Origin of the sequence: Oceanobacillus damuensis, assembly GCF_001618145.1 — a bacterium.
GTDB lineage: Bacteria > Bacillota > Bacilli > Bacillales > Amphibacillaceae > Oceanobacillus > Oceanobacillus damuensis.
The window spans coordinates 267251-287175 of the sequence record NZ_KV392042.1 but is presented as its reverse complement, the minus strand read 5'-3'; the positions used below and the strand labels follow the sequence as shown (position 1 = coordinate 287175).

Below are 19925 nucleotides of genomic sequence, written 5' to 3'. Positions count from 1 at the left end.
CTCCTTTCTGCTTATATGGTTACTTTTGCTGTTCGAATTCGATTGAGAACTGCAGCGATTTCTTGCTTACGCGGACGAGCAAGATCTCCCGGATGCTGATTTTTATAGGTTGTTAATGATGCCAGTCCGGATTGATCCATTTGTTTTTCCACTGCATCAAGTACCTCACGTAATGATTTATTTTTTAAACCATTCGTTCGATCCAGATAGTGAATCACTTCGGCTATCATTCGGGTCTGTGATGAATCAACCAATTGCTCCGTATAATGGAAGGTAATATCTGTTCTTCCCATAATTATCTGATGCAATCCTTTAGCCTGGATTTTTATACGATTCCCTTTTTCCAACTGTAAGGAACGCTGCAGAAAATAACGATTTGTAATCCTTCCAAAGTCAGCCATACCTGCTTCCTCCCGTTGCATTGGGAAGTCATGTATAATCTTTCTTGCCTTATTTGTTACGTTTTGGGGTACATATTGATCCATCATTATAACATTATCTGCTACAGAAAAATAATCCCCAGAACCTCCCATTACAAGAATCGCAGAAACGTCCAACTGATCTGCAAGCTGCCTAACCCGGTCTATAAAGGGTGTTATTGGCTCTTTGTCGTTTTCTACAAGCTCCTGCATACGATGGTCACGAATCATGAAATTCGTTGCACTTGTATCTTCATCAATGAGTAGTGTTGAGGCTCCAATTTCCAGCGCCTCCATTACATTTGCAGCCTGGGAAGTACTTCCGCTTGCATTTTCAGTCGAAAAAGATGCAGTAGTCTGCTGATGCGGCAAGTTGTTGATAAACGGTGAAATATTTACGGAAGTAATTTGTCTACCGTCTTCGGCCCGAACTTTCACTGCGTTCGGATCACTAATGACAAATTCACGCCCGTCTCCTCTAACATGGAAGTATACACCCCGTTCTATCGCCTTTAAAATGGTACTTTTTCCATGATATCCTCCACCGACAATTAACGTAATTCCTTTTTTGATTGCCATCCCTCTTAAAGGTTCCTTCCTATAAGGAATGGTAATGGAAACTTCATCCTCTACAGGACTTTGGAATGGGACAGCCTTCTTCAGCGGCCGATTGCTGATGCCACTTTCCCTTGGCAGAATCGATCCATTTGCAATAAATGCAATCCAATTATTAGTATGCATTGCGTTACGGATCGCTTCCTGCTGATCCGCCAATTCAATTGCTTCCATAATGGTTTTATCACTGATCCTAAATATGGAGTTATTTACAATGGAAGGAATGATATTCGCAAATAATTTTTCTGCTTCTCTCCCATTAATGTGCCGCCCATTTGCAGGCAATCCAACGGAAAGGCATATGGTAATCGTTTCCGGGGTAATCTGCAACGCTGTGCGTTCCAGTATCTCCTGCCCCGGACGGTCAAAGATTACCATTCCACTTTTTCCAGAACCTTTAACCGAAAAACGTTCCCCTTCTACAGCATCGCCAACTGCCCTTGCAAAAGCATCCTCAGCAGCGACTTTTCTGCTCGGCGTTAGGAGCCACTCTTTATTTATCGGCCGTTGTTGGTTTGATACTACAACACGGATTTTGGAAGGAGTCGCAAAAGGGTCACCTTGCACATAGTCTATATATAACTCGTAGTCATCAAATTTATAATTACCTTGTATACTTTTATATGCTTTATAGCTTTTATTATCCAGTTGAGTTAATTTCCGAAAAAGATTCTTCATTATGATCCCTCAAATTTTTATTGTATTTGCTAATACGTACTATACTATGCAGGAAAACCAATATTCAAGTTTACTTGAGTTTATGGAGAAATGAACAAAAGCGCAAGCGCCCGTTTAGGGACGTACGGACTGGACTGAGGCGTAGGAGATAAAGGAAACACGACGAACGAAGAGAGTCGATGTTGACTTATCGTACGGAGGCGAAGGAAGTCTCGGTAGTCCCTGGGCGCTGGAGCTGGACGTGGCCGTTTATGTGTAAGAATTAATTGCTGCCAAAATTTTATACTTTTCTATCCTCAAATAAAAACGCAACGCTTCGTAATCTATTTTACGAAACACTGCGTTATCACATATGTATGGAGCGGGTGAAGGGAATCGAACCCTCATCATCAGCTTGGAAGGCTGAGGTTTTACCACTAAACTACACCCGCATGTTTTAATTAATGTGTTTTTTTGATTGCAAAATCTATTATAGCAACATTAGTTTAACAAATCAACAATAATTTCATCATTTTTTTACAAAAAATTTAAATCGGCATTACAAATCCTTATTTCAAAGGGATGAATGTTAATCATTTAAATGTCAGAACAATTAATTATTTACAATACGCAAAAGACCGTTTAAACTAGTACTATGTTTCTTATGGGAGGGGTTAGATGTATGTCTATTTATCCAATAATCTTGACACAATCCAAATTTACTCATCAAGATAATTTGAAATATCCATTTGAAGAACGTGGTCTTCAGTTCGGTGATGGAATATATGAAGTTATTAGAATCTATCATGGCACATATTATTTACTGGAGGAGCATGTCGATCGTTTATTCCGATCTGCGGAAGCAATAAAAATACAGCTTCCTTTTAATAAAAAAGAAGTGACCGATCTTCTCCTCGAACTGCTTAAAAAAAATAATATGACCACTGATGGTAAAGTGTATATGCAAGTAACACGGGGATCAGCACCAAGAGATCATGTTTTCCCTGATGAGGTAATGCCTAACATTTATGCTTATGTCCAAGACCAGGTGCGTAACATGGAAGGCCTGGAAAACGGAGTGAAGGCAATTACCCACCGGGATATCCGCTGGGAAAATTGCTTTATTAAAAGCTTGAATCTTTTACCAAATGTACTTGCAAAGCAAACAGCCAAAGAAAATGGCTGTTACGAAGCCATCCTTCACAAAGATGGCCTTGTCACAGAATGCAGTGCATCCAATGCCTATTTAGTAAAGGACGGAAAAATTTATACCCACCCTTCCAACAACAATATTTTGCATGGCTGCGTCAGAATGGCTATCGAAAGGTTTACAAAGCAATTGAATATTCCATTGATCGAAGAAGGGTTTTCTGTAGAGGATATCAGCCTGGCAGATGAACTATTTCTATCCAGCAGCACATCTGAAATCACTCCGATTGTAAAAGTTGATAATCTGGAAATAGCTGATGGCAAGCCCGGAAAAATTACCCGTCAGTTACAGCAGGCATATGAAGTGGATGCCAGTATTACAGAGAACAGAATTAAGCATACTGTCTAAGACGGTGACCTTAAAACAACATATGGAATGCCCCGGCATATAATAAGTGCGGGGCATTTTTATATGCCGTTTTAGGTGGTCCAGAGGGACAGGAACACTAGTCCTGTTTAATGATTAATCTACCTAAAAGTGGACCGAGGTTCCTGTCCCCGTGGTGCACCGTTTAGAATGAAATAAAGTTCCGACAATTAAATATTAGGAGGCAATTCAATGAATAAACGGCCTATTACTGCCAAGGATCTTAAAAATATTGAAGTATGCAGTGATCCGCAATATTCACCCCGGGGGAATTCATATACATACATATCAACGACCATAAATGAAAATGACGACTACCAGTCCAATATATTCTTTTATGATTTGGGATCTGAAGAAGCGAAGCAATGGACTTTCGGCAGTGATAAAAATAGTAATCTTCGTTTCTCGCCGAATGGAGAAAAAGCTGTTTTCCAGTCAAACAGAAGTGGACTTCCCCAATTATGGCTGATTGACACAACAGGCGGTGAGTCAAGACAATTAACTACATTCAAAAATGGTGCAGTCAATCCAGCATGGTCAAAGGATGGAGAATATCTCCTATTCAGTGCATCCCTTGATGAATTTGATGATGTACAGAATCAAAAAGAACTTTCCGAAGAAGAACGCCAAAAGGAGAATGAAGCGAAAAGCAGCCAACCCTTAATCGTCGACCGACTGAAATACAAATCTGATGCGAAAGGCTTCCATGATAATAAGAAAACTCAAATTATCTTGTACAGCTTTGAAGATGATTCCTTTACACAGCTGACAACGGAAGCTACCGACCACAGTTTTCAGGACATTTCTCCTGATGGTCGTCAAATCCTATTTACGGCCAACCTTGGTGAGGATTCTGACTACGAATTAACCAGTGATTTATATACATTAGACCTTCAAACCAAAGAGATATCGAAATTGTCGAATGGAAAAAGTTTCTATTATAGTGCAAGTTTTTCGCCGAGCGGAAAAAAAATCGCCTGCTTCGGCCATGACTATGAATATAGTGGTGCTACATTAAGTGAATTATATATTTTCGACACAGCGACCAGTGAAAGAACTGCACTAAGCAAAGATTGGGATATGCAGCTTGGAGATGCGATGGCAGGAGACACTAGGCTGGGTGAATCGGAGACGGGACCTGTCTGGTCGGAAGACGAAAATCGAATTTTCTTTATTGCTACAGAATTTGGTGCAACAGGTCTCTATCAGGCAACATTGAACGGGAATTTAAGCGTACTTTATAAAAATGACAATCATGTTTTTGGATTTACTTATAATTATACAACCGATTCATTTATCCTTGGAATCAGCACACCTGCAAACCCGTGTAATTTTTATAAATTGGAGTCTGACCTCAAACTGTCGCGGTTAACAAATGCAAATGCTGATTTTCTGAATGAAGTTGCAATTGGAGAGCCGGAAACAGTGACAGTTACTGCAGAGGATGGTTGGGAAATACAGGGCTGGCTGCTGCGTCCGTATGGCTTTGAAGAAGATAAAAAATATCCTTTTATACTGGAAGTTCACGGTGGGCCCCATGCAATGTACGGACAGACGTTTTTCCATGAAATGCAGCTGCTTGCAGCAAAAGGATATGTCGTTCTGTACACAAATCCTCGGGGAAGCCATGGTTATGGACAAAAATTTGTTGATGCAGTACGTCATAACTATGGGAAAGGTGACTACACAGATTTAATGACTGCGGTTGATCATGCACTGGATAATTTTGATTTTATCGATAAAACAAGACTTGGTGTAACAGGCGGAAGCTATGGTGGCTTTATGACCAACTGGATCGTCGGCCATACAAACCGTTTTAAAGCTGCAGTAACCCAGCGTTCCATTTCAAACTGGCTAAGCTTCTACGGTGTGAGTGATATCGGATTTTTCTTCACCAAATGGGAACATGGTCTGAATTTATTGGATGACCCTGCAAGTCTTTGGGACATTTCACCATTAAAATATGCTGAAAATGTGGAAACCCCTTTATTGATTTTACATGGTGAACTTGATTTCCGCTGTCCAATTGAACAGGGCGAACAGCTTTTCATTACATTGAAGCATCTTCGCAAGGAAGTTGAGTTTGTCCGTTTCCCTGGAGCAAATCATGAATTAAGCAGGAGCGGCAAGCCAGAAATGAGAATTGCCAGACTTGAGCAGATCTGCCGCTGGTTTGAAAAGTATTTATAAATGAAATTGCTGCTCCTGCTAATCATAGTGTGGGCAGCTTTTTTTATCGTCTGATTAGGGAGAATTAATGATGGCAGTATTCAATTTTATCGGCTATCTCCTTCCCCTCTCTTCCTCCACCTGAAAAACTTGGCGATCAGCTAGCTATAATTATACACTTATTCACGGGACTAAAAGCTTGGAATACCCATAAAAAAACAGCTGGCAAACAGCCAGCTGTCATAAACTTTATTGATATTTCACAACAGGTTTTTCATCTTCATTCGCAGAAATCGTGCTCACATACTGCTGCAGAGAAATCGGATTTTTGTCTGCAATGCCGCTATTAGACCAATCCATTACAGCATCTAGTGTTTCCAGACTTGTAAAGTATGGCACTTGATACCGGACAGATAATTCACGAATATAAAAACCGATCTTCTCTTTTTCCCGTCCTTGATTTGGGATATTGAGGACAATATGTGGTGCGTTCTCCTGCCAGTGCGCAAGCAAGTCACTTTTATTTTTCAGCATTGCTTTTGTATTGATTCCATTAGCTTGCAAATAATCTTTTGTACCTGCAGTAGCAGTTATTTCAGCTCCTTGCTCGGAAAACTTCCGGATCAGACCTAGACTTTCGTCCTTAAGCCGATCTGCAACAGAGACAAATAATTGCAGGGGCGCTGCTTCTGTTCCTTTTTTGGCAGATAAGGGGGAAGCTTTTTTCAGTGCTTCATCTCTATCATATGCCATCCCAATAATCTCGCCGGTTGATTTCATTTCGGGTCCAAGCACATGATCGACGCCCTTTAATTTGCTTGCCGAAAATATGGGTGCCTTTACCGTGTAATACGATGGTTCCTCCAATAGATTCACTTCGTCTGTAAGTTCATGCAATGGCGTTCCCAGTTGGGCTTTAACTGCCCATTCAATCATTGGTATATCAGTTACCTTACTCATAATTGGAACTGTTCTTGATGAGCGAGGGTTAACCTCCAGCACGTAAATGACATTTTCGTGAATAACGAATTGTATATTCATCATTCCGACAATCGGCAAATTACTGGTGATCTTTTGTGCAATTTCCATCATCTTTTCTTTTGTCTCTTGACTCAAGGAAACCGGTGGAAAAATACTCATACTGTCCCCTGAATGCACACCCGCTTTTTCAATATGTTCAAAAATACCCGGAACCACCATTTGCTTTCCATCACTTATACAGTCTATTTCACATTCCAGACCTGGAAGGTATTGATCGATCAGCAATGGCCAGCAGCGGTCGTTCGTGTCCTTCTGGATTCGTGTCACATAATGATGCAATTCCTGCTCGTTATAGCAAATAAACATGGATTGTCCGCCAATTACATAGGAAGGTCTGATCAACACCGGAAAACCTAGTTCATTAACCAGCGACGGCAGTTCTTCCGATTGATGGACGATATGTCCTGCTATGTGCGGGATATCCAATTGATTGAGGAAATCATAAAATTGTTCCCTGTCTTCCATCCGATCAATGTGCTCCGGTGTTGTACCCAATACATGGATTCCTTCGTCTTTCAAGTCGTTTGCCAGATTGATAGCTGTCTGACCTCCGAATTGAATCAGTACGCCGGCCACATGTTCCTTCTCGATGACTGCAAGTACATCTTCGAGTGCCAACGGTTCAAAATATAACCGATCAGCTACAGAATAATCGGTACTTACTGTTTCGGGGTTGTTATTGATGACTACTGCTTCATAGCCGCTATTTTTGAGTGCCAACGCAGCATGGACGGAGCAATAGTCAAATTCCACTCCCTGCCCGATTCGGATTGGACCTGAACCGAGAACGAGAATCTTTTTACTGTTCTCTTTTGTAACCACTTCATCGCTTCCATGCCAAGTTGAATAATAATAAGGAGTGACCGCATCGAATTCACCAGCACATGTATCCACCAGCTTATAGGCTGGCAATAGTGATATTTTCTTGTAGTACTCTCTTAATTGCTTGGCTGTAGTACCTAATAACTCGGCAATACGAATATCACTGATATTAAATCGTTTGGCCTCTTTAAGCAAATCGGACGGCACCTCTGGCAAGAGGTACTTTTCCAATTGCTTTTCGCACGTTAAAATTCTTTCGATTTTGCGTAAAAACCAGTAATCTATCTTGGTAATATCCATTAAAGTTTCTATTGTCATACCTCTGTTTAATGCTTCAGCCAATGCAAAAAGCCGTAAATCATTTGGATTTTCCAAAAGTTCCAGAAGCTCTTCCTTTGGTTTCGAAGCCATACCAGGCCAGTTCAGGCTGAATATGTTCATTTCCATGGAACGAATCGCCTTATTGAGCGCACCTTCAAATGTCCTGTCAATCGCCATGACTTCCCCGGTAGCCTTCATCTGCGTTCCAAGTGTACGGTCCGCTTCCGTAAATTTATCAAACGGAAAACGAGGAAGCTTTACGACAATATAATCCAATGCTGGCTCGAATGAAGCAAATGTATTCCCTGTAATCGGATTTAGGATTTCATCCAGGGGATAACCAATGGCACATTTTGCAGCAATCCGGGCAATCGGATATCCGGTAGCTTTGGATGCAAGTGCAGAAGACCTGCTCACCCTCGGATTTACTTCGATAATACAATACTCATTGGAGTGCGGGTTTAATGCGAATTGAATATTACATCCACCGACAACATCAAGTGCACGTATGACCTTCAGCGACGAACTGCGCAGCATCTGATACTGGACATCAGATAATGTCTGTGAAGGTGCAACTACAATGGAATCACCGGTATGTACACCGACCGGATCCATGTTTTCCATATTACATACGATGACACATGTATCATTCGCATCCCGCATGACCTCGTACTCTACTTCCTTCCATCCCTTAATACTTCTTTCAACAAGGACTTGATCAATGGGGCTTAACATGAGGCCTTTATTTAGAAGATTTTTAAACTCCTCCATATCATATGCAAAGCCGCCACCTTCTCCACCAAGGGTATAGGCAGGGCGAAGAATAACAGGGAAACCAATTTCATTGATAAAATCCATGCCTTCATCTACCGACTGAACAATTTTTGATTCTGAGATAGGTTCGTTGATATCAATCATTAATTGACGGAATAACTCCCTGTCTTCCCCCTTTTGTATCGAGGAAACACTCGTTCCAAGCAGCTCGACATGATATTTTTCGAGAATACCTTTGTCATGCAGTTCAACCGTCAAGTTTAATCCAGTCTGACCACCAAGGCTTCCAATCAATCCGTCTGGCTTTTCCTTGGAAATTATCTGTTCAAGCGACTCGACAGTAAGTGGCTCCATATAAACGTGGTCGGCAACTTCGGCATCCGTCATGATTGTCGCAGGATTGTTGTTAACAAGTACAACTTCAATTCCTTCTTCTTTTAAAGCAAGGCAGGCCTGTGTCCCTGCATAATCAAATTCTGCTGCTTGCCCGATCACAATCGGTCCGGAACCGATAACCAATACTTTTTGAATAGATTTATGCTTCGACATATGCTGATGTTCCCTCCTTCGCTGCTGTGATTACTTGATGGATAAAATCGTTGAATATATATACCGTATCGCTTGGCCCTGGATGTGCCTCAGGATGAAATTGCACGGATTGAATCGGCTTGCTCACGTGCTTCATCCCTTCCAATGACCGATCATTTACATTACGGAACAGGACCTGGAAAGCATTGGTATCGATACTTTCCTCCTCCACCACATAGCCGTGATTTTGAGAGGTCATCCATACCTTCCCTGTCAGCAGGTCCTTAACAGGATGATTGCCGCCACGGTGTCCAAAAGGCATTTTTTTCGTCTTGCCTCCGTAAGCCAGTGCAATAAGCTGATGTCCCAGACAAATACCAAGGGTCGGATATTTTTCCACTAATTCTTTTATTACGGGAAAATAAGACTCCAGTTCCATGGGATCCCCTGGCCCATTGCTTAATACTATTCCATCCGGTTTCAATAAATCGAGTTTTTCCATGGATGTATGGTACGGAACAACTGTGACTTTAATATTTTGTGCAAGCAATGCCTCCAGAATTGACTTTTTATAGCCAAAATCAACGAGGACAACATGGTGAGATCCACTACCGTATGTTTCCGGGGTTTTGACTGCTACCCGATTAACGAGCTCCATATTATCGTACCTTTTCAAAGGTGAAACAAATTTCTCTTTATCTTTTTCAGAAACGATGACTCCATGGACCGTTTGATGTTTTCGAATTGCTGCAACTAACGAACGAGTATCAACGTTTTTTAAACCCGGAATGTTAGCTGCCTTCAATTCTTCTGAAAAAGATGTTGTCGCCTGGTAATGACTATAGTCATCGCATACATCACTTGCAATGACTGCCGATACGGAAAGCTTCTTACTTTCTTCATCCTCGTCATTCACTCCATAATTGCCGATGATGGGATAGCAAAAAGTCAATATCTGGCCAGCATACGATGGGTCAGTCATCATTTCCTGATAACCGGTCATACTCGTATTGAATACAACCTCTCCACTTATATTCTGCTCTGATCCAATCCAATCCCCTTCAAACGTTTCACCTGTTTCAAGCATAAGGTATCCTTTGCTCATGATTTATTCCCTCCTTCTGTCATTACCTCTTTAAAGAGCAGTATAAAATCCTCCAGCTCCCGTTTTGTTGTAGTTAATGGGGGTAAAATCCGTAAAACATTTGCTCCAGCTGATAACACAAGAACTCTCTTTTCACGAAAAGCTTGTATATAGGAAGCTGCTTCACTGTCGAATTCCACTCCAATAATAAATCCAGTTCCCCTAACATCCTTAATTGCATCATGTTCTTGCATGATTGCTTCCAATTGCTGCTTCAGCCACTCGCTATTGGTTTTCACCTTGCTAAGAATGTCTTCCTTCAGGATCGTTTCAATCGTGGCTATCCCCGCACTTGCAGCTAATGGATTCCCACCGAAAGTACTGCCATGTGTGCCCGGCTGAAGACTTGCTCCAGCCTCTTCCTTTGCAAGCATTGCACCTATCGGAAACCCTGATCCAAGCCCTTTGGCAAGCGTCAAAACATCTGGCTCTATTCCATATTGTTCATAAGCAAATAATGTGCCTGTTCTTCCCATTCCGGTTTGGACTTCATCAATCATCAATAAGATGTCTGCTTCTTTGCATATCTCTGCCAGTTTGTTGATCCATTCAGAATCCGCCGCATTCACTCCGCCTTCACCTTGAACCAGTTCGAGCAATACAGCTGTTGTAGACCCATTATGCACCTGTTCCAATGAAGACAAATCATTGTATGGCAAGTACCGAAAGCCTTGTGTCAATGGTGTAAATCCATGATGAATTTTTTCCTGGGCTGTAGCTGCCATTGTTATTCCTGTACGTCCATGGAAACTTTGTTGAAACGTGACAATTTCTGTTCGCTCAGGATGCCCTTTATCTTTGGCATATTTTTTTGCCAATTTGATTGCAGCTTCATTTGCCTCTGCTCCACTATTGCAGAAGAAAACCTGATCCAGGCAGCTGTTTTCGGTGAGCAGTCCTGCCAGTTGGTTTTGCGATGGAATTTCATATAGATTGGAGCAATGCCATAGTTTCTCCAGCTGCTCACTTAATTTCTGATGGACATTCTCCGGTACGTGACCTAAATTGCACGTTGCTATGCCGGAAGTGTAATCAAGGTATTTATTTTCTTTATCGTCCCATACATAGCTTCCCTTCCCTTTCACAAGAGTGACAGGAAATCGCTGATATGTTTTCATGACGGAATCTATTGATTGGTTCATTACTGTGTCAGACATGCTGTACCTCCCTCTTAAGTATTACTTTTGTTCCGACCGGTTTTCCTTCCATGTACTTTTTCAAATCCTCAGGGGCCAGACCATTTAAAATGACAGACTCCTTTACGCCGCTCGTTAATCCTTTTAAAGCGGAGAGTACTTTCGGAATCATGCCGCCATATATAATACCTGAAGCTATTTTCGCTTCAATTTCTTCATTTGTCAGTTGTTTATGAACGATCTCTTTCCCAGAAATGTTTTCCATGACACCTGGAATGTCACTGATCAAAGCGAGTTTCCCCTTCAATGTCTGTGCCACTGCAGCAGCTGCCATATCTCCATTTATGTTATATCGCTGTCCCGAAGCATCCATTCCAATTGGAGAGATTACCGGTATGGCACCATTCTCAATTAAAAGCTCCAACCACGAAACATTGACATTTTCGACCTTCCCGACAAAACCTAAAGAACCTTCAGGATCAACTGGAGTGGTCTGAAGCAGGGAGCAATCGACGCCGCTCATCCCTATCGCTGTCCCGCCTTCTTTTTGCAGTTTACCAACAATCTTTTTATTTATCGATCCACTCATAACCATTTCGGCTACATCAAGCACTTTCTTCGTCGTTACCCGTAAGCCATCAACAAATTCAGTTTCCACATCCAGCTGCTTAAGTGCCTGATTAATTTCGGGTCCACCACCATGTACAATAACCGGCTGGCATATTTTCTGCTTTTTTAAATCAACGACCATTTTATAAAAAGAGTCTGGAAGCTTTGCAAGTACACTTCCACCCATTTTCAGCACAATGATATTCATCTCGTCACCTCGCCTTTACGTTCTGTAGGAAGCATTTATTTTGACGTAATCATAGGTTAAATCGCAGCCCCATGCTGTTGCATCATGCATGCCATTTTTCAAATCAATTAATAGTTTTACGGTTTTATTTTCCTCGAGATAGTTTTTACCTTCCATTTCGTCAAACTCAAGTGGCAAACCGTTTTTTACGACTTCGATGTCACCAAGGGATACGCATATTTTATCGGGATCAAGCGGCTGTTCACTATAGCCTACCGCACATACGATTCTTCCCCAGTTCGGGTCAGCACCATAGACAGCCGTTTTTACTAGATTCGAAGAGATCACAGCTTTTGCAACCTGGCCTGCTGCTGATTCAGAGGAAGCACCTTTTACCTGGACTTCGATCAGCTTTGTTGCCCCTTCACCGTCTCTGGCGATTTTTTTTGCCAATTCCTCACTTACATATTGCAATGCCTGTTTGAAAACATCCCATTCCGGGTGGGATTCATTTAATAGTGCATTCTTCTGTTGACCATTTCCCAGGACAAGCACCATGTCATTTGTACTGCAGTCTCCATCAACAGTGATCATATTAAATGATTTATTTGTGACCTCCCGTAACGCCTGCTGCAGACTATCAGCATCAACCGCTGCATCTGTTGTCATAAACGACAGCATCGTCGCCATATTCGGATGGATCATCCCAGAGCCTTTTGCGGCACCACCTATTGTGATTGTCTGACCATCAATCTCAAATTGGACAGCGATATGCTTTGTAACCGTATCTGTCGTCAATATCGCCTTTTCAAAATCTGCGGCATCTGTTTCAGTTCCCATCAAATCAATTCCAGTTTTGATTTTTTCCATTGGCAAAGGTACCCCGATTACTCCTGTGGAGGCGACGGCAACATGATTGACAGTAACGTTCATTTTCTCTGCAGCCATTTTTTGCATATTTTTAGCATCTAAGTACCCTTGTTTACCAGTACAGGAATTCGCATTAGCCGAATTGACCACCAAGGTTTGAATTAATTTATCTTGCCCCAGGCTTTGCTTCGTAACCTGTAATGGTGCTGCCTGAAAAGCATTTAATGTATATACCCCAGCTGCGGCTGCAGGGTTTTCTGAATGGATCCATCCAAAGTCAAGCTTTGATTTCCTTAGCCCGCAATGCACCCCGCCTGCGGTAAACCCTGCTGGACTCGTCACATGTCCATCATTCAGCACTTTTATATTACTGTCTGTCATTACTGCCATTATTTTTCCTCCTTTTTATGGATAAACCGGTATCGTGTATAGACCAAGTTTTTCTTCCCAACCGTTCATTAAATTCGCATTTTGTATAGCCTGCCCTGCCGCTCCCTTGACGAGGTTATCAATGGCTGAAGCAATAATAATCTGATTGCTCCGCTGATCGACATGAATTCCGATGTCACAGAAGTTACTGGCATAAACATCTTTAGTAGTAGGGAAAATGCCTGCTTCGCGTATTCTTATAAATGGGTGATTCTCATAATATGACTGATAGTAATCAATAACTTCCTCTGTCGTCATTTCCTTCGTCAATTGACCGTACATTGTACAAATAAGTCCCCTTGTCATCGGAATGAGATGGGTTGTAAAAGTTACCTTGACTGGTGACTTCGCCTTATCTGTCAAATATTGCTCGATTTCCGGGATGTGCTGATGCTTCCCTATTTTATATGGGGTTACATTTTCATTTGCCTCTGAAAAATGGGTCATTGGGGTTGCTGTTCTGCCGGCCCCTGATATACCTGTTTTCCCATCTATAACAATACCTTTTGCATCCACTAGTTTATTTTCGATTGCAGGAATCAATCCAAGTAAGGCACTAGTTGGAAAACACCCTGGGTTGGAAATGACCTGCGCATTCTTAATCTGTTCCTGGTAAATTTCCGATAAACCATATACAGCATGTTCCAACACTTCCTGCGGTGCTGGCTCCTTACCGTACCAATACTCATATTCAGCAGGAGAACTTAAACGTAAGTCTCCAGAAAGATCAATGCACTGCACCTTCGAATCTGCCATTTTAGGAATAATATCTTTAGCAATTCCTGCAGGTGTTGCCAAAAATAATATATCTACTTCTTCTTTTAAACTTTCAATCTGCAATTCCTGCATCGGATGCTCAATAAAATCTGTCAGATGGGGATAGATAGATGCAATCTGCTCTCCGTGCTGTGAATGAGAAATTATTTTCTTCACTTGCATATTTTCATGGTTTTGCAAAAGTCTGATCAGCTCAATAGCCCCATATCCAGTTCCGCCAATAATACCTACATTCTTCAATGAATTCCGTCCCTTCATTAATCTTTGATTATTCATTATTATAGTGATAAGACGGTACTTATGCAAGTATATTTATAAAAAAATATTTATAAATATACATTTTAACTAGTTATTTTTGCATATTCATGATAATAATACGTATAAACATTGCATAAAAAAAAGAATCTCCCAATCGGAAGATCCTAGTGACACTTACGGTATATATTTATTCAGGAATGCTGTTAAAGCGGCCGTATACGCAGCAGTATCCTTCACAAAGGACTCTCCATGATTGGCTTCTTCAACGATTAAAACCTCTTTATCACTGTTCGTATTTTGATATAATTCACGTGTCATTGCAGTCGGTACAAATGTATCTTTGTCTCCATGAATATACAAAATAGGTACTTCTGTTTTTCTAACTTGTTTGAGGGCTGAGGCTTCTTTAAGTGTATAGCCGGCTTTCATATTTGCAACAATGCCCGTTGTCGGTATGATCGGAAACGCGGGAAGATTGAACATGCGACTAAGCTGATACTTGAACAGCTCGTCAACGCCTGTATAAGGACTATCTGCAACGATTGTTTTTACGTTGGCCGGCAGCTCTTCGCCACTTGTCATTAGCACAGTTGCAGCCCCCATGGACACACCATGCAGTACTATTTCTGTATCGGGACCGAGCTCTTCCAGGATTTTATCTATCCAACCAACATAATCGAGACGATCATGCCACCCGAAACCGATATAATTCCCTTCACTTTTCCCATGGCCGCGCAGATCGGCAGTAAACATATTATAGCCAAGCTCTTCATAATAATATTGGCCAAATAAGGACATGTCATTTGCCCGTCCTAAATACCCATGAGCAAATACTACTGTCTTATTCGTAGGTTCCTCTGCCTCCAAATAGTACCCTTTTAAGTTTAAACCGTCATAAGACTCCATTTCCCACAATTCAAAATCCTGTGCAGCGGACCAATTACGCCAATCACCGTCCAGCAATACATCCATTGTTTCAGCAGAGACCTCTAAATCCGCATTTCCAGTTAAAAACTCTTTGACATTTCGTTCAATTGCCAAGTCATAAAAAAAGAATCCAATTATAATATCTATGGTCAATAGGACGGTCATAAGTCCTACAAGAATTATCTTCCATCGTTTCTTACCCTTCACATGGACACCCCTTTCCATTATCTATAATTCTATTATACTAGATAATACACCCAAAAAGGTACCCTTGTTTTGCTAGAAAAAAGAAAAAGATTGCCAATGTAAGCAATCTTTTTTCATGACTGATTTTAAGTTTTTTATACATGCCTTTTTTCCATCAAGTGAATGCCTAAGCCCATAAAAACGACACCCATAAGCAGCAAAATACTGATTGGCATCATCAGGTCACCAACAGAGTAACCGTAAACGGCAATCCCATTGAGCACCTCCATTCCATATGTGAGCGGATTTGATTTTGGATAATGCAAGCAAAATTTCTGATTCGACAATCTCAATTGGCCTGTAGGCACCGCCAATCATTGCCATACTGACAGCAATGATCGGTATGATTGCATTAAATTGCTCTGCCGCCATATTCATTCGCTTCAGCTTTCGATATTCACCCAGCAGCTGATCATAGATTTCATTCTGTTCCTGTCGTTCCATTACAATTGCATTAATGATGATTATGAGTAACGAAAGCAAAATTGCCATCATTGTCATTTCCAACCGAAAACCCGCATCTGCCATACAATAAAACAGCAGCTGTAATGTAAGAAGACTCTCATCAGTGAAAAAATAGCCGTGCAAGGTAATTATAACTGTGAGCATAAATAGATCATTAACATACTTCTACGCAAGGAAAGAACAAAATAAAACCCTAATGCAGCAGCAAAGCTAACAATACTTAAAGGAATCTGATTACTTTCCTGCAAGATTAAAAGAATCCATAAAAGGCTAAATATAACAAAACGCAGCCAGAACATATTCATGCTCAAATCCTACTCTATTTCTTATAGCTGATTCCATTATACTATTTTTTCAGATTAACAAGAGAAAAAGCTTCAGATTCCGATCCTTATTTCACTGTTTTTTGAATAGTGATTTTCCAATCTAGGTTAAGCAATAAATGTTCAAAAAGCGGAAAAATATAATGATATAAGAAAAGAGCAAATTATGGCCTAAATATAATCCAAAATTTTGCCCCAGGCCTCCACTTTGCCTTCGAATGTCTTTGTATACCGTCCCGGAATCGGACTTGTTGATGGCATCTTCACCACATCAACCGAATCAAGATTTTCTGTCGGGAAGTGCCTTTTAAATGTTTGATATGACTTTGTTCCGTTGCATGCGACTAATTGAATCGATGGAAATTCATGAAGCAGTCCGGCGATGTCATTTGGCTCCTCTTCCCTGATACTGGCATCAAGACTCCCTTTACGATAACAGGAACCAATGGTATCCCACAGTGCTATTCCGTGACTTTTAATAAACCTTATTTTGTTTTCGTAATCCTCAATCGGCTGCACCTTAAACAAGTGAAACATTATTGGCCAAAAGTGGTTTCGCGGGTTCCCGTAGTATTCATTTTTTGCCAATGACATTCCACCAGGCATGGAGCCGAGAATAAGCACTTTCGGATTTCCAGGCAGAACAGGTGGGAATGAAATAAGTTTTTCAACCATGATCATCACTCCAATTTCATTATATGTACAATAAAAGTCGTAAAGTTAAAATTTAATCAGTCAGGGCATACTTCATACTGCGCACAGATTAAAACGAGAAAGAATATAAATAGTGAGGGAGAACTCCCCTAACTTTCTTATTCTTACCCGACATAAAACATCAAGTTCATTCTCTAATCTGCTTCTATGTTTAATACTTCTGTTTCGTTTCATTCCTGACAGAATTCGGATCAGCTTCTTCCATTTCCACTTTTTTAATCACTTTGGCCGGATTGCCGCCAACAACTGTATAGTCCGGAACACCCTTGGTAACGACAACCCCAGAGGCGATTACTACATTATCACCGATTGTTACACCAGGGTTAATAATTGCTCCCCCGCCAATCCAAACATTGTCCCCGACCGTTATAGGCTTTCCATATTCCACCCCTGAGTTTCGCTCACTCGGATCCAATGGGTGGGTTGCAGTGTATAGATGAACACCTGGAGCCATAAAACAGTTATCACCGATTCTGACTTCACACACATCCAAAATTACACAGTCAAAATTAGCGTAAAAATTTTCCCCGACATGGATGTGGCAGCCATAATCACAATGAAAATTCGGTTCGACACTTAGTGACTCTCCTGTTGAGCCAAACAGCTCTTTGAGCATCTTCGTACGTAATTCATCTTCTTCCTCTGTCGTCTGATTGTATAACCTCGTCATTTTTCTAGCGTGCATTCGTCCTGCTGTCAATTCTGCATCTGCAGGATTATACAATTCGCCATCAAGCATTTTCTGCTTTTCTGTTTTCATATGATGTCACTCCCAATTACTGTCTATCATCCATTCCCTTTGCAAAACTGCAGTGCCTTTTCTGCTTGCTGCTGATTGCGCCACATACCTAAAAGATTCCCTACTGCAACAGTGAACTCTGGAAATGCCGTTCCTTTTGCCGTAATAATATTACTCCTGGTTTCAACGTTTTCTCCTGTATACGCCGCACCAATAAATTTATCTTTATATTGTTCATATGTATGGGGCAGACAAGTGAATTTACGATACCGAAGAATCCCAGCTTCCCCTAATAGTGCAGCGGATGAACAAATGGAAGCAATAGGAATCCCTATCGAATGTGCCTCTTTTAAAAAAGATGCACTCGTTTCGTTATCCAGAATTTCTTCAATGCCATCTCCACCTGGAAGCAAAATAAGGTCATACTCATCTGGATTTGCATTACCTAGTGCCAGTTGCGCAATGGTCGTAATCCCTCCAAGACTTACTGCCGGTTCCCCATCCATCGTAACGGTTTCTATATGTGCATTCGCAATTTTTCTCAGGAAAAATAATGTATGTGCAATTTCAAAATCGGCGTACAGTGGGAATACATATAACAATACCTTTTTCACATCATCATTCCTTTCTAATAATTTTAGAACTGCTGCATTGTCTATTCGGATATTTCTACTTCCTCATCCATGATATATCCTAACTTCACATAATTAATAAGCTTCCAGGTTTCCATTTTCACTCTTTTTCTTCCATCTGCATGGTTAAACCAGTTGTCCTTTTTTATCGTTACATCATCCACCATACACAATGAATAGGATATCCAGGAAGGCATGAATGTTTTCAGGCAAAGATACATTCTGTGCATATGTATATTTGTTGTGACAACAATCAGCCGTCGGATATTATGTAACCCCAACGCCCGGTCAAGAATAAGCAAAGAAGCCAGGACATTTTCCTTCGTATGTAAGGATACTTGTTCGACTAAAATATCCTGATCAGATACTCCTAATTCGATTGCTTTAGACCGAAGTAACTCAGCTTCCGGCAAGTCTGTGCCTTCCCAAGTCACTCCACCAGAAAATAAAATTTTCTTTGCCCTGCCCGCTTTATACAATTCAACTGCTTTAGGTAAACGATAGATTACAGCCTTACTGCTTCCAGGAACAAAAATACAATCTCCTTTCTTATGATCATCTTCCATATTGTAAAAAAGCAGCTCCGTCATTTGCAAATCAGAAAGCTTCTCAGGATCTAACTGTGATATGTTTATTTTCATACGTCATCTCCCGTTTCGTTAATGGTGGGATATGCTTCCTTCTTGAAATGATTTGATCTATACAATTATTCCTCATTCATCATCACGTAAGAGTTCCAACACCTCATGACCAAATCAACTACATATTTAAATACATATCGTGGATATTGCAATTCATCTATCTGTTGAATTATCTAAACCTGTTCTTTTTTCTTCCAGCTTTTTATTTTCCCGATAAGCATTTCCGTATAGGGTGGAACTTTTTTGAGCCAGTTCCATATGTTCAGGAACAAAAACCACCAGACAATAAAATAGAAGTGGGTAAGGATAATAAATAAAGACCATAAATCTCTCTTCTGAAACTGGGCACTAACATATTCATACTCATTCAGCCCGTCTGGTCTCCCGATATAGTAAATGAACCCTACTAGTGGGACAAGAAGTGAAAAGATAATTGTAATTGCGGCTAATGGGCTATACACTTGGCGAGCCCAATTAACGATTCCGCTGATCAATGTCAGGAAAATGAAAATATAATAAGCAATCCAAAGCCAAGTTGGTAAAGTTTCCATTCTTATCTCCCCTTAGAAAACTTGGTTGTCACCAAGAATTTGGGTGACAGCCTTAGTTGCACTTATGCAGATAGAAAGTTTTATGCTTTCCTATCTGCAAAAAAACTTCCTTATCCTTATTTAATTCGGCAAAGAAACGAATCATCCTGCTTAAATAACAGGAAAGGAAGATCCTAAGTAAATGAAATACACTGCTGGAATCCATTTAAATCATTCCCATTCTCACTCCTTCAGGTTGTTCATACAATTTATTTATATGAAGAAGGAATATGCTGTTATGTATTTTTGGAAAAATGTAAATTTTAATAAAGTAAAATCTGTTATGATATTATTATGTATATTTCTCTGATGGAGG

At 40.7% G+C, this 19925-nt stretch carries 16 protein-coding genes and 1 tRNA gene; 2 read left to right on the top strand and 15 right to left on the bottom strand.

Features of this window, described 5'->3' with window-relative positions:
- Window positions 1–11: 11 nt before the first annotated feature.
- Both A4245_RS01360 and A4245_RS01355 read right to left on the bottom strand, forming a co-directional pair.
- Window positions 12–1712 (bottom strand): ABC-ATPase domain-containing protein, encoded by a 1701-nt coding sequence (locus A4245_RS01360; protein WP_067724915.1) that lies wholly within the window; start codon window positions 1710–1712, stop codon window positions 12–14.
- A 357-nt stretch (window positions 1713–2069) separates the two neighbouring features.
- Window positions 2070–2143, bottom strand: a tRNA-Gly gene (locus tag A4245_RS01355).
- A 230-nt stretch (window positions 2144–2373) separates the two neighbouring features.
- Between A4245_RS01355 and dat the strand changes: the two genes are divergently transcribed.
- Together dat and A4245_RS01345 are read left to right on the top strand one after the other, a co-directional pair.
- Window positions 2374–3249 (top strand): D-amino-acid transaminase, encoded by an 876-nt coding sequence (gene dat, locus A4245_RS01350; protein WP_067724913.1) that lies wholly within the window; start codon window positions 2374–2376, stop codon window positions 3247–3249.
- Window positions 3250–3459: 210 nt separating this feature from the next.
- Window positions 3460–5457: a S9 family peptidase gene (locus A4245_RS01345; RefSeq protein WP_067724911.1), complete on the top strand. Its 1998-nt coding sequence runs from the start codon at window positions 3460–3462 to the stop codon at window positions 5455–5457.
- 228 nt (window positions 5458–5685) lie between these two features.
- On the opposite strand, the gene carB is transcribed toward A4245_RS01345, so the two are convergent.
- The 13 genes from carB to A4245_RS01280 all read right to left on the bottom strand — a co-directional run bounded on the left by carB (window position 5686) and on the right by A4245_RS01280 (window position 19570).
- Entirely contained in the window at window positions 5686–8943 is a 3258-nt protein-coding gene (gene carB / locus A4245_RS01340; RefSeq protein ID WP_067724909.1) for a carbamoyl-phosphate synthase (glutamine-hydrolyzing) large subunit, read from the bottom strand.
- Entirely contained in the window at window positions 8930–10027 is a 1098-nt protein-coding gene (locus A4245_RS01335; RefSeq protein ID WP_067724906.1) for a carbamoyl phosphate synthase small subunit, read from the bottom strand. Before A4245_RS01335 ends, carB begins: the two co-directional genes overlap by 14 nt.
- The gene (locus A4245_RS01330) at window positions 10024–11223 is read right to left on the bottom strand and encodes an acetylornithine transaminase (RefSeq protein WP_067724904.1); all 1200 of its coding nucleotides are present in this window, start codon (window positions 11221–11223) and stop codon (window positions 10024–10026) included. The genes A4245_RS01335 and A4245_RS01330 overlap by 4 nt, the downstream gene beginning before the upstream one ends.
- Window positions 11216–12019 (bottom strand): acetylglutamate kinase, encoded by an 804-nt coding sequence (gene argB / locus A4245_RS01325; protein WP_067724902.1) that lies wholly within the window; start codon window positions 12017–12019, stop codon window positions 11216–11218. Before argB ends, A4245_RS01330 begins: the two co-directional genes overlap by 8 nt.
- 15 nt (window positions 12020–12034) lie before the next feature.
- Window positions 12035–13258, bottom strand: coding sequence for a bifunctional glutamate N-acetyltransferase/amino-acid acetyltransferase ArgJ (gene argJ, locus A4245_RS01320; RefSeq protein WP_067724900.1), 1224 nt, complete (start codon window positions 13256–13258; stop codon window positions 12035–12037).
- A gap of 15 nt (window positions 13259–13273) precedes the next feature.
- A complete protein-coding gene (argC, locus tag A4245_RS01315) occupies window positions 13274–14314 on the bottom strand; it encodes an N-acetyl-gamma-glutamyl-phosphate reductase (RefSeq protein WP_084268620.1) in 1041 nt (346 codons plus the stop codon).
- Between the two features lie 192 nt (window positions 14315–14506).
- Window positions 14507–15466: an alpha/beta hydrolase gene (locus tag A4245_RS01310; protein WP_084268619.1), complete on the bottom strand. Its 960-nt coding sequence runs from the start codon at window positions 15464–15466 to the stop codon at window positions 14507–14509.
- A 222-nt stretch (window positions 15467–15688) separates the two neighbouring features.
- Window positions 15689–16114 carry a hypothetical protein gene (locus tag A4245_RS20300; protein WP_199860633.1) on the bottom strand — a complete coding sequence of 142 codons (426 nt, stop codon included), beginning with the start codon at window positions 16112–16114 and terminating at the stop codon, window positions 15689–15691.
- Window positions 16115–16464: 350 nt separating this feature from the next.
- Window positions 16465–16968 (bottom strand): DNA-deoxyinosine glycosylase, encoded by a 504-nt coding sequence (locus A4245_RS01300; protein WP_067724892.1) that lies wholly within the window; start codon window positions 16966–16968, stop codon window positions 16465–16467.
- Window positions 16969–17158: 190 nt separating this feature from the next.
- Window positions 17159–17767, bottom strand: coding sequence for a sugar O-acetyltransferase (locus A4245_RS01295; RefSeq protein ID WP_067724890.1), 609 nt, complete (start codon window positions 17765–17767; stop codon window positions 17159–17161).
- Between the two features lie 26 nt (window positions 17768–17793).
- A complete protein-coding gene (locus tag A4245_RS01290; RefSeq protein ID WP_067724888.1) occupies window positions 17794–18360 on the bottom strand; it encodes a DJ-1/PfpI family protein in 567 nt (188 codons plus the stop codon).
- Window positions 18361–18401: 41 nt separating this feature from the next.
- Window positions 18402–19019, bottom strand: coding sequence for a YdcF family protein (locus tag A4245_RS01285; RefSeq protein ID WP_199860632.1), 618 nt, complete (start codon window positions 19017–19019; stop codon window positions 18402–18404).
- A gap of 173 nt (window positions 19020–19192) precedes the next feature.
- Complete coding sequence (locus tag A4245_RS01280; RefSeq protein ID WP_067724886.1) at window positions 19193–19570, bottom strand: hypothetical protein; 378 nt, start codon at window positions 19568–19570, stop codon at window positions 19193–19195.
- Window positions 19571–19925: the final 355 nt, after the last annotated feature.

Excerpts from the sequence above, each read along its gene's own strand:
- A4245_RS01295 (WP_067724890.1), bottom strand. The coding sequence starts at position 17,767 with ATGAAAACAGAAAAGCAGAAAATGCTTGATGGCGAATTGTATAATCCT.
- dat (WP_067724913.1), top strand. The coding sequence starts at position 2,374 with ATGTCTATTTATCCAATAATCTTGACACAATCCAAATTTACTCATCAA.
- A4245_RS01360 (WP_067724915.1), bottom strand. The coding sequence starts at position 1,712 with ATGAAGAATCTTTTTCGGAAATTAACTCAACTGGATAATAAAAGCTAT.
- argJ (WP_067724900.1), bottom strand. The coding sequence starts at position 13,258 with ATGGCAGTAATGACAGACAGTAATATAAAAGTGCTGAATGATGGACAT.
- A4245_RS01330 (WP_067724904.1), bottom strand. The coding sequence starts at position 11,223 with ATGTCTGACACAGTAATGAACCAATCAATAGATTCCGTCATGAAAACA.
- A4245_RS01335 (WP_067724906.1), bottom strand. The coding sequence starts at position 10,027 with ATGAGCAAAGGATACCTTATGCTTGAAACAGGTGAAACGTTTGAAGGG.
- A4245_RS01280 (WP_067724886.1), bottom strand. The coding sequence starts at position 19,570 with ATGGAAACTTTACCAACTTGGCTTTGGATTGCTTATTATATTTTCATT.
- A4245_RS01285 (WP_199860632.1), bottom strand. The coding sequence starts at position 19,019 with ATGAAAATAAACATATCACAGTTAGATCCTGAGAAGCTTTCTGATTTG.
- A4245_RS01345 (WP_067724911.1), top strand. The coding sequence starts at position 3,460 with ATGAATAAACGGCCTATTACTGCCAAGGATCTTAAAAATATTGAAGTA.
- A4245_RS20300 (WP_199860633.1), bottom strand. The coding sequence starts at position 16,114 with ATGCTCACAGTTATAATTACCTTGCACGGCTATTTTTTCACTGATGAG.
- argB (WP_067724902.1), bottom strand. The coding sequence starts at position 12,019 with ATGAATATCATTGTGCTGAAAATGGGTGGAAGTGTACTTGCAAAGCTT.
- A4245_RS01300 (WP_067724892.1), bottom strand. The coding sequence starts at position 16,968 with ATGGTTGAAAAACTTATTTCATTCCCACCTGTTCTGCCTGGAAATCCG.
- carB (WP_067724909.1), bottom strand. The coding sequence starts at position 8,943 with ATGTCGAAGCATAAATCTATTCAAAAAGTATTGGTTATCGGTTCCGGA.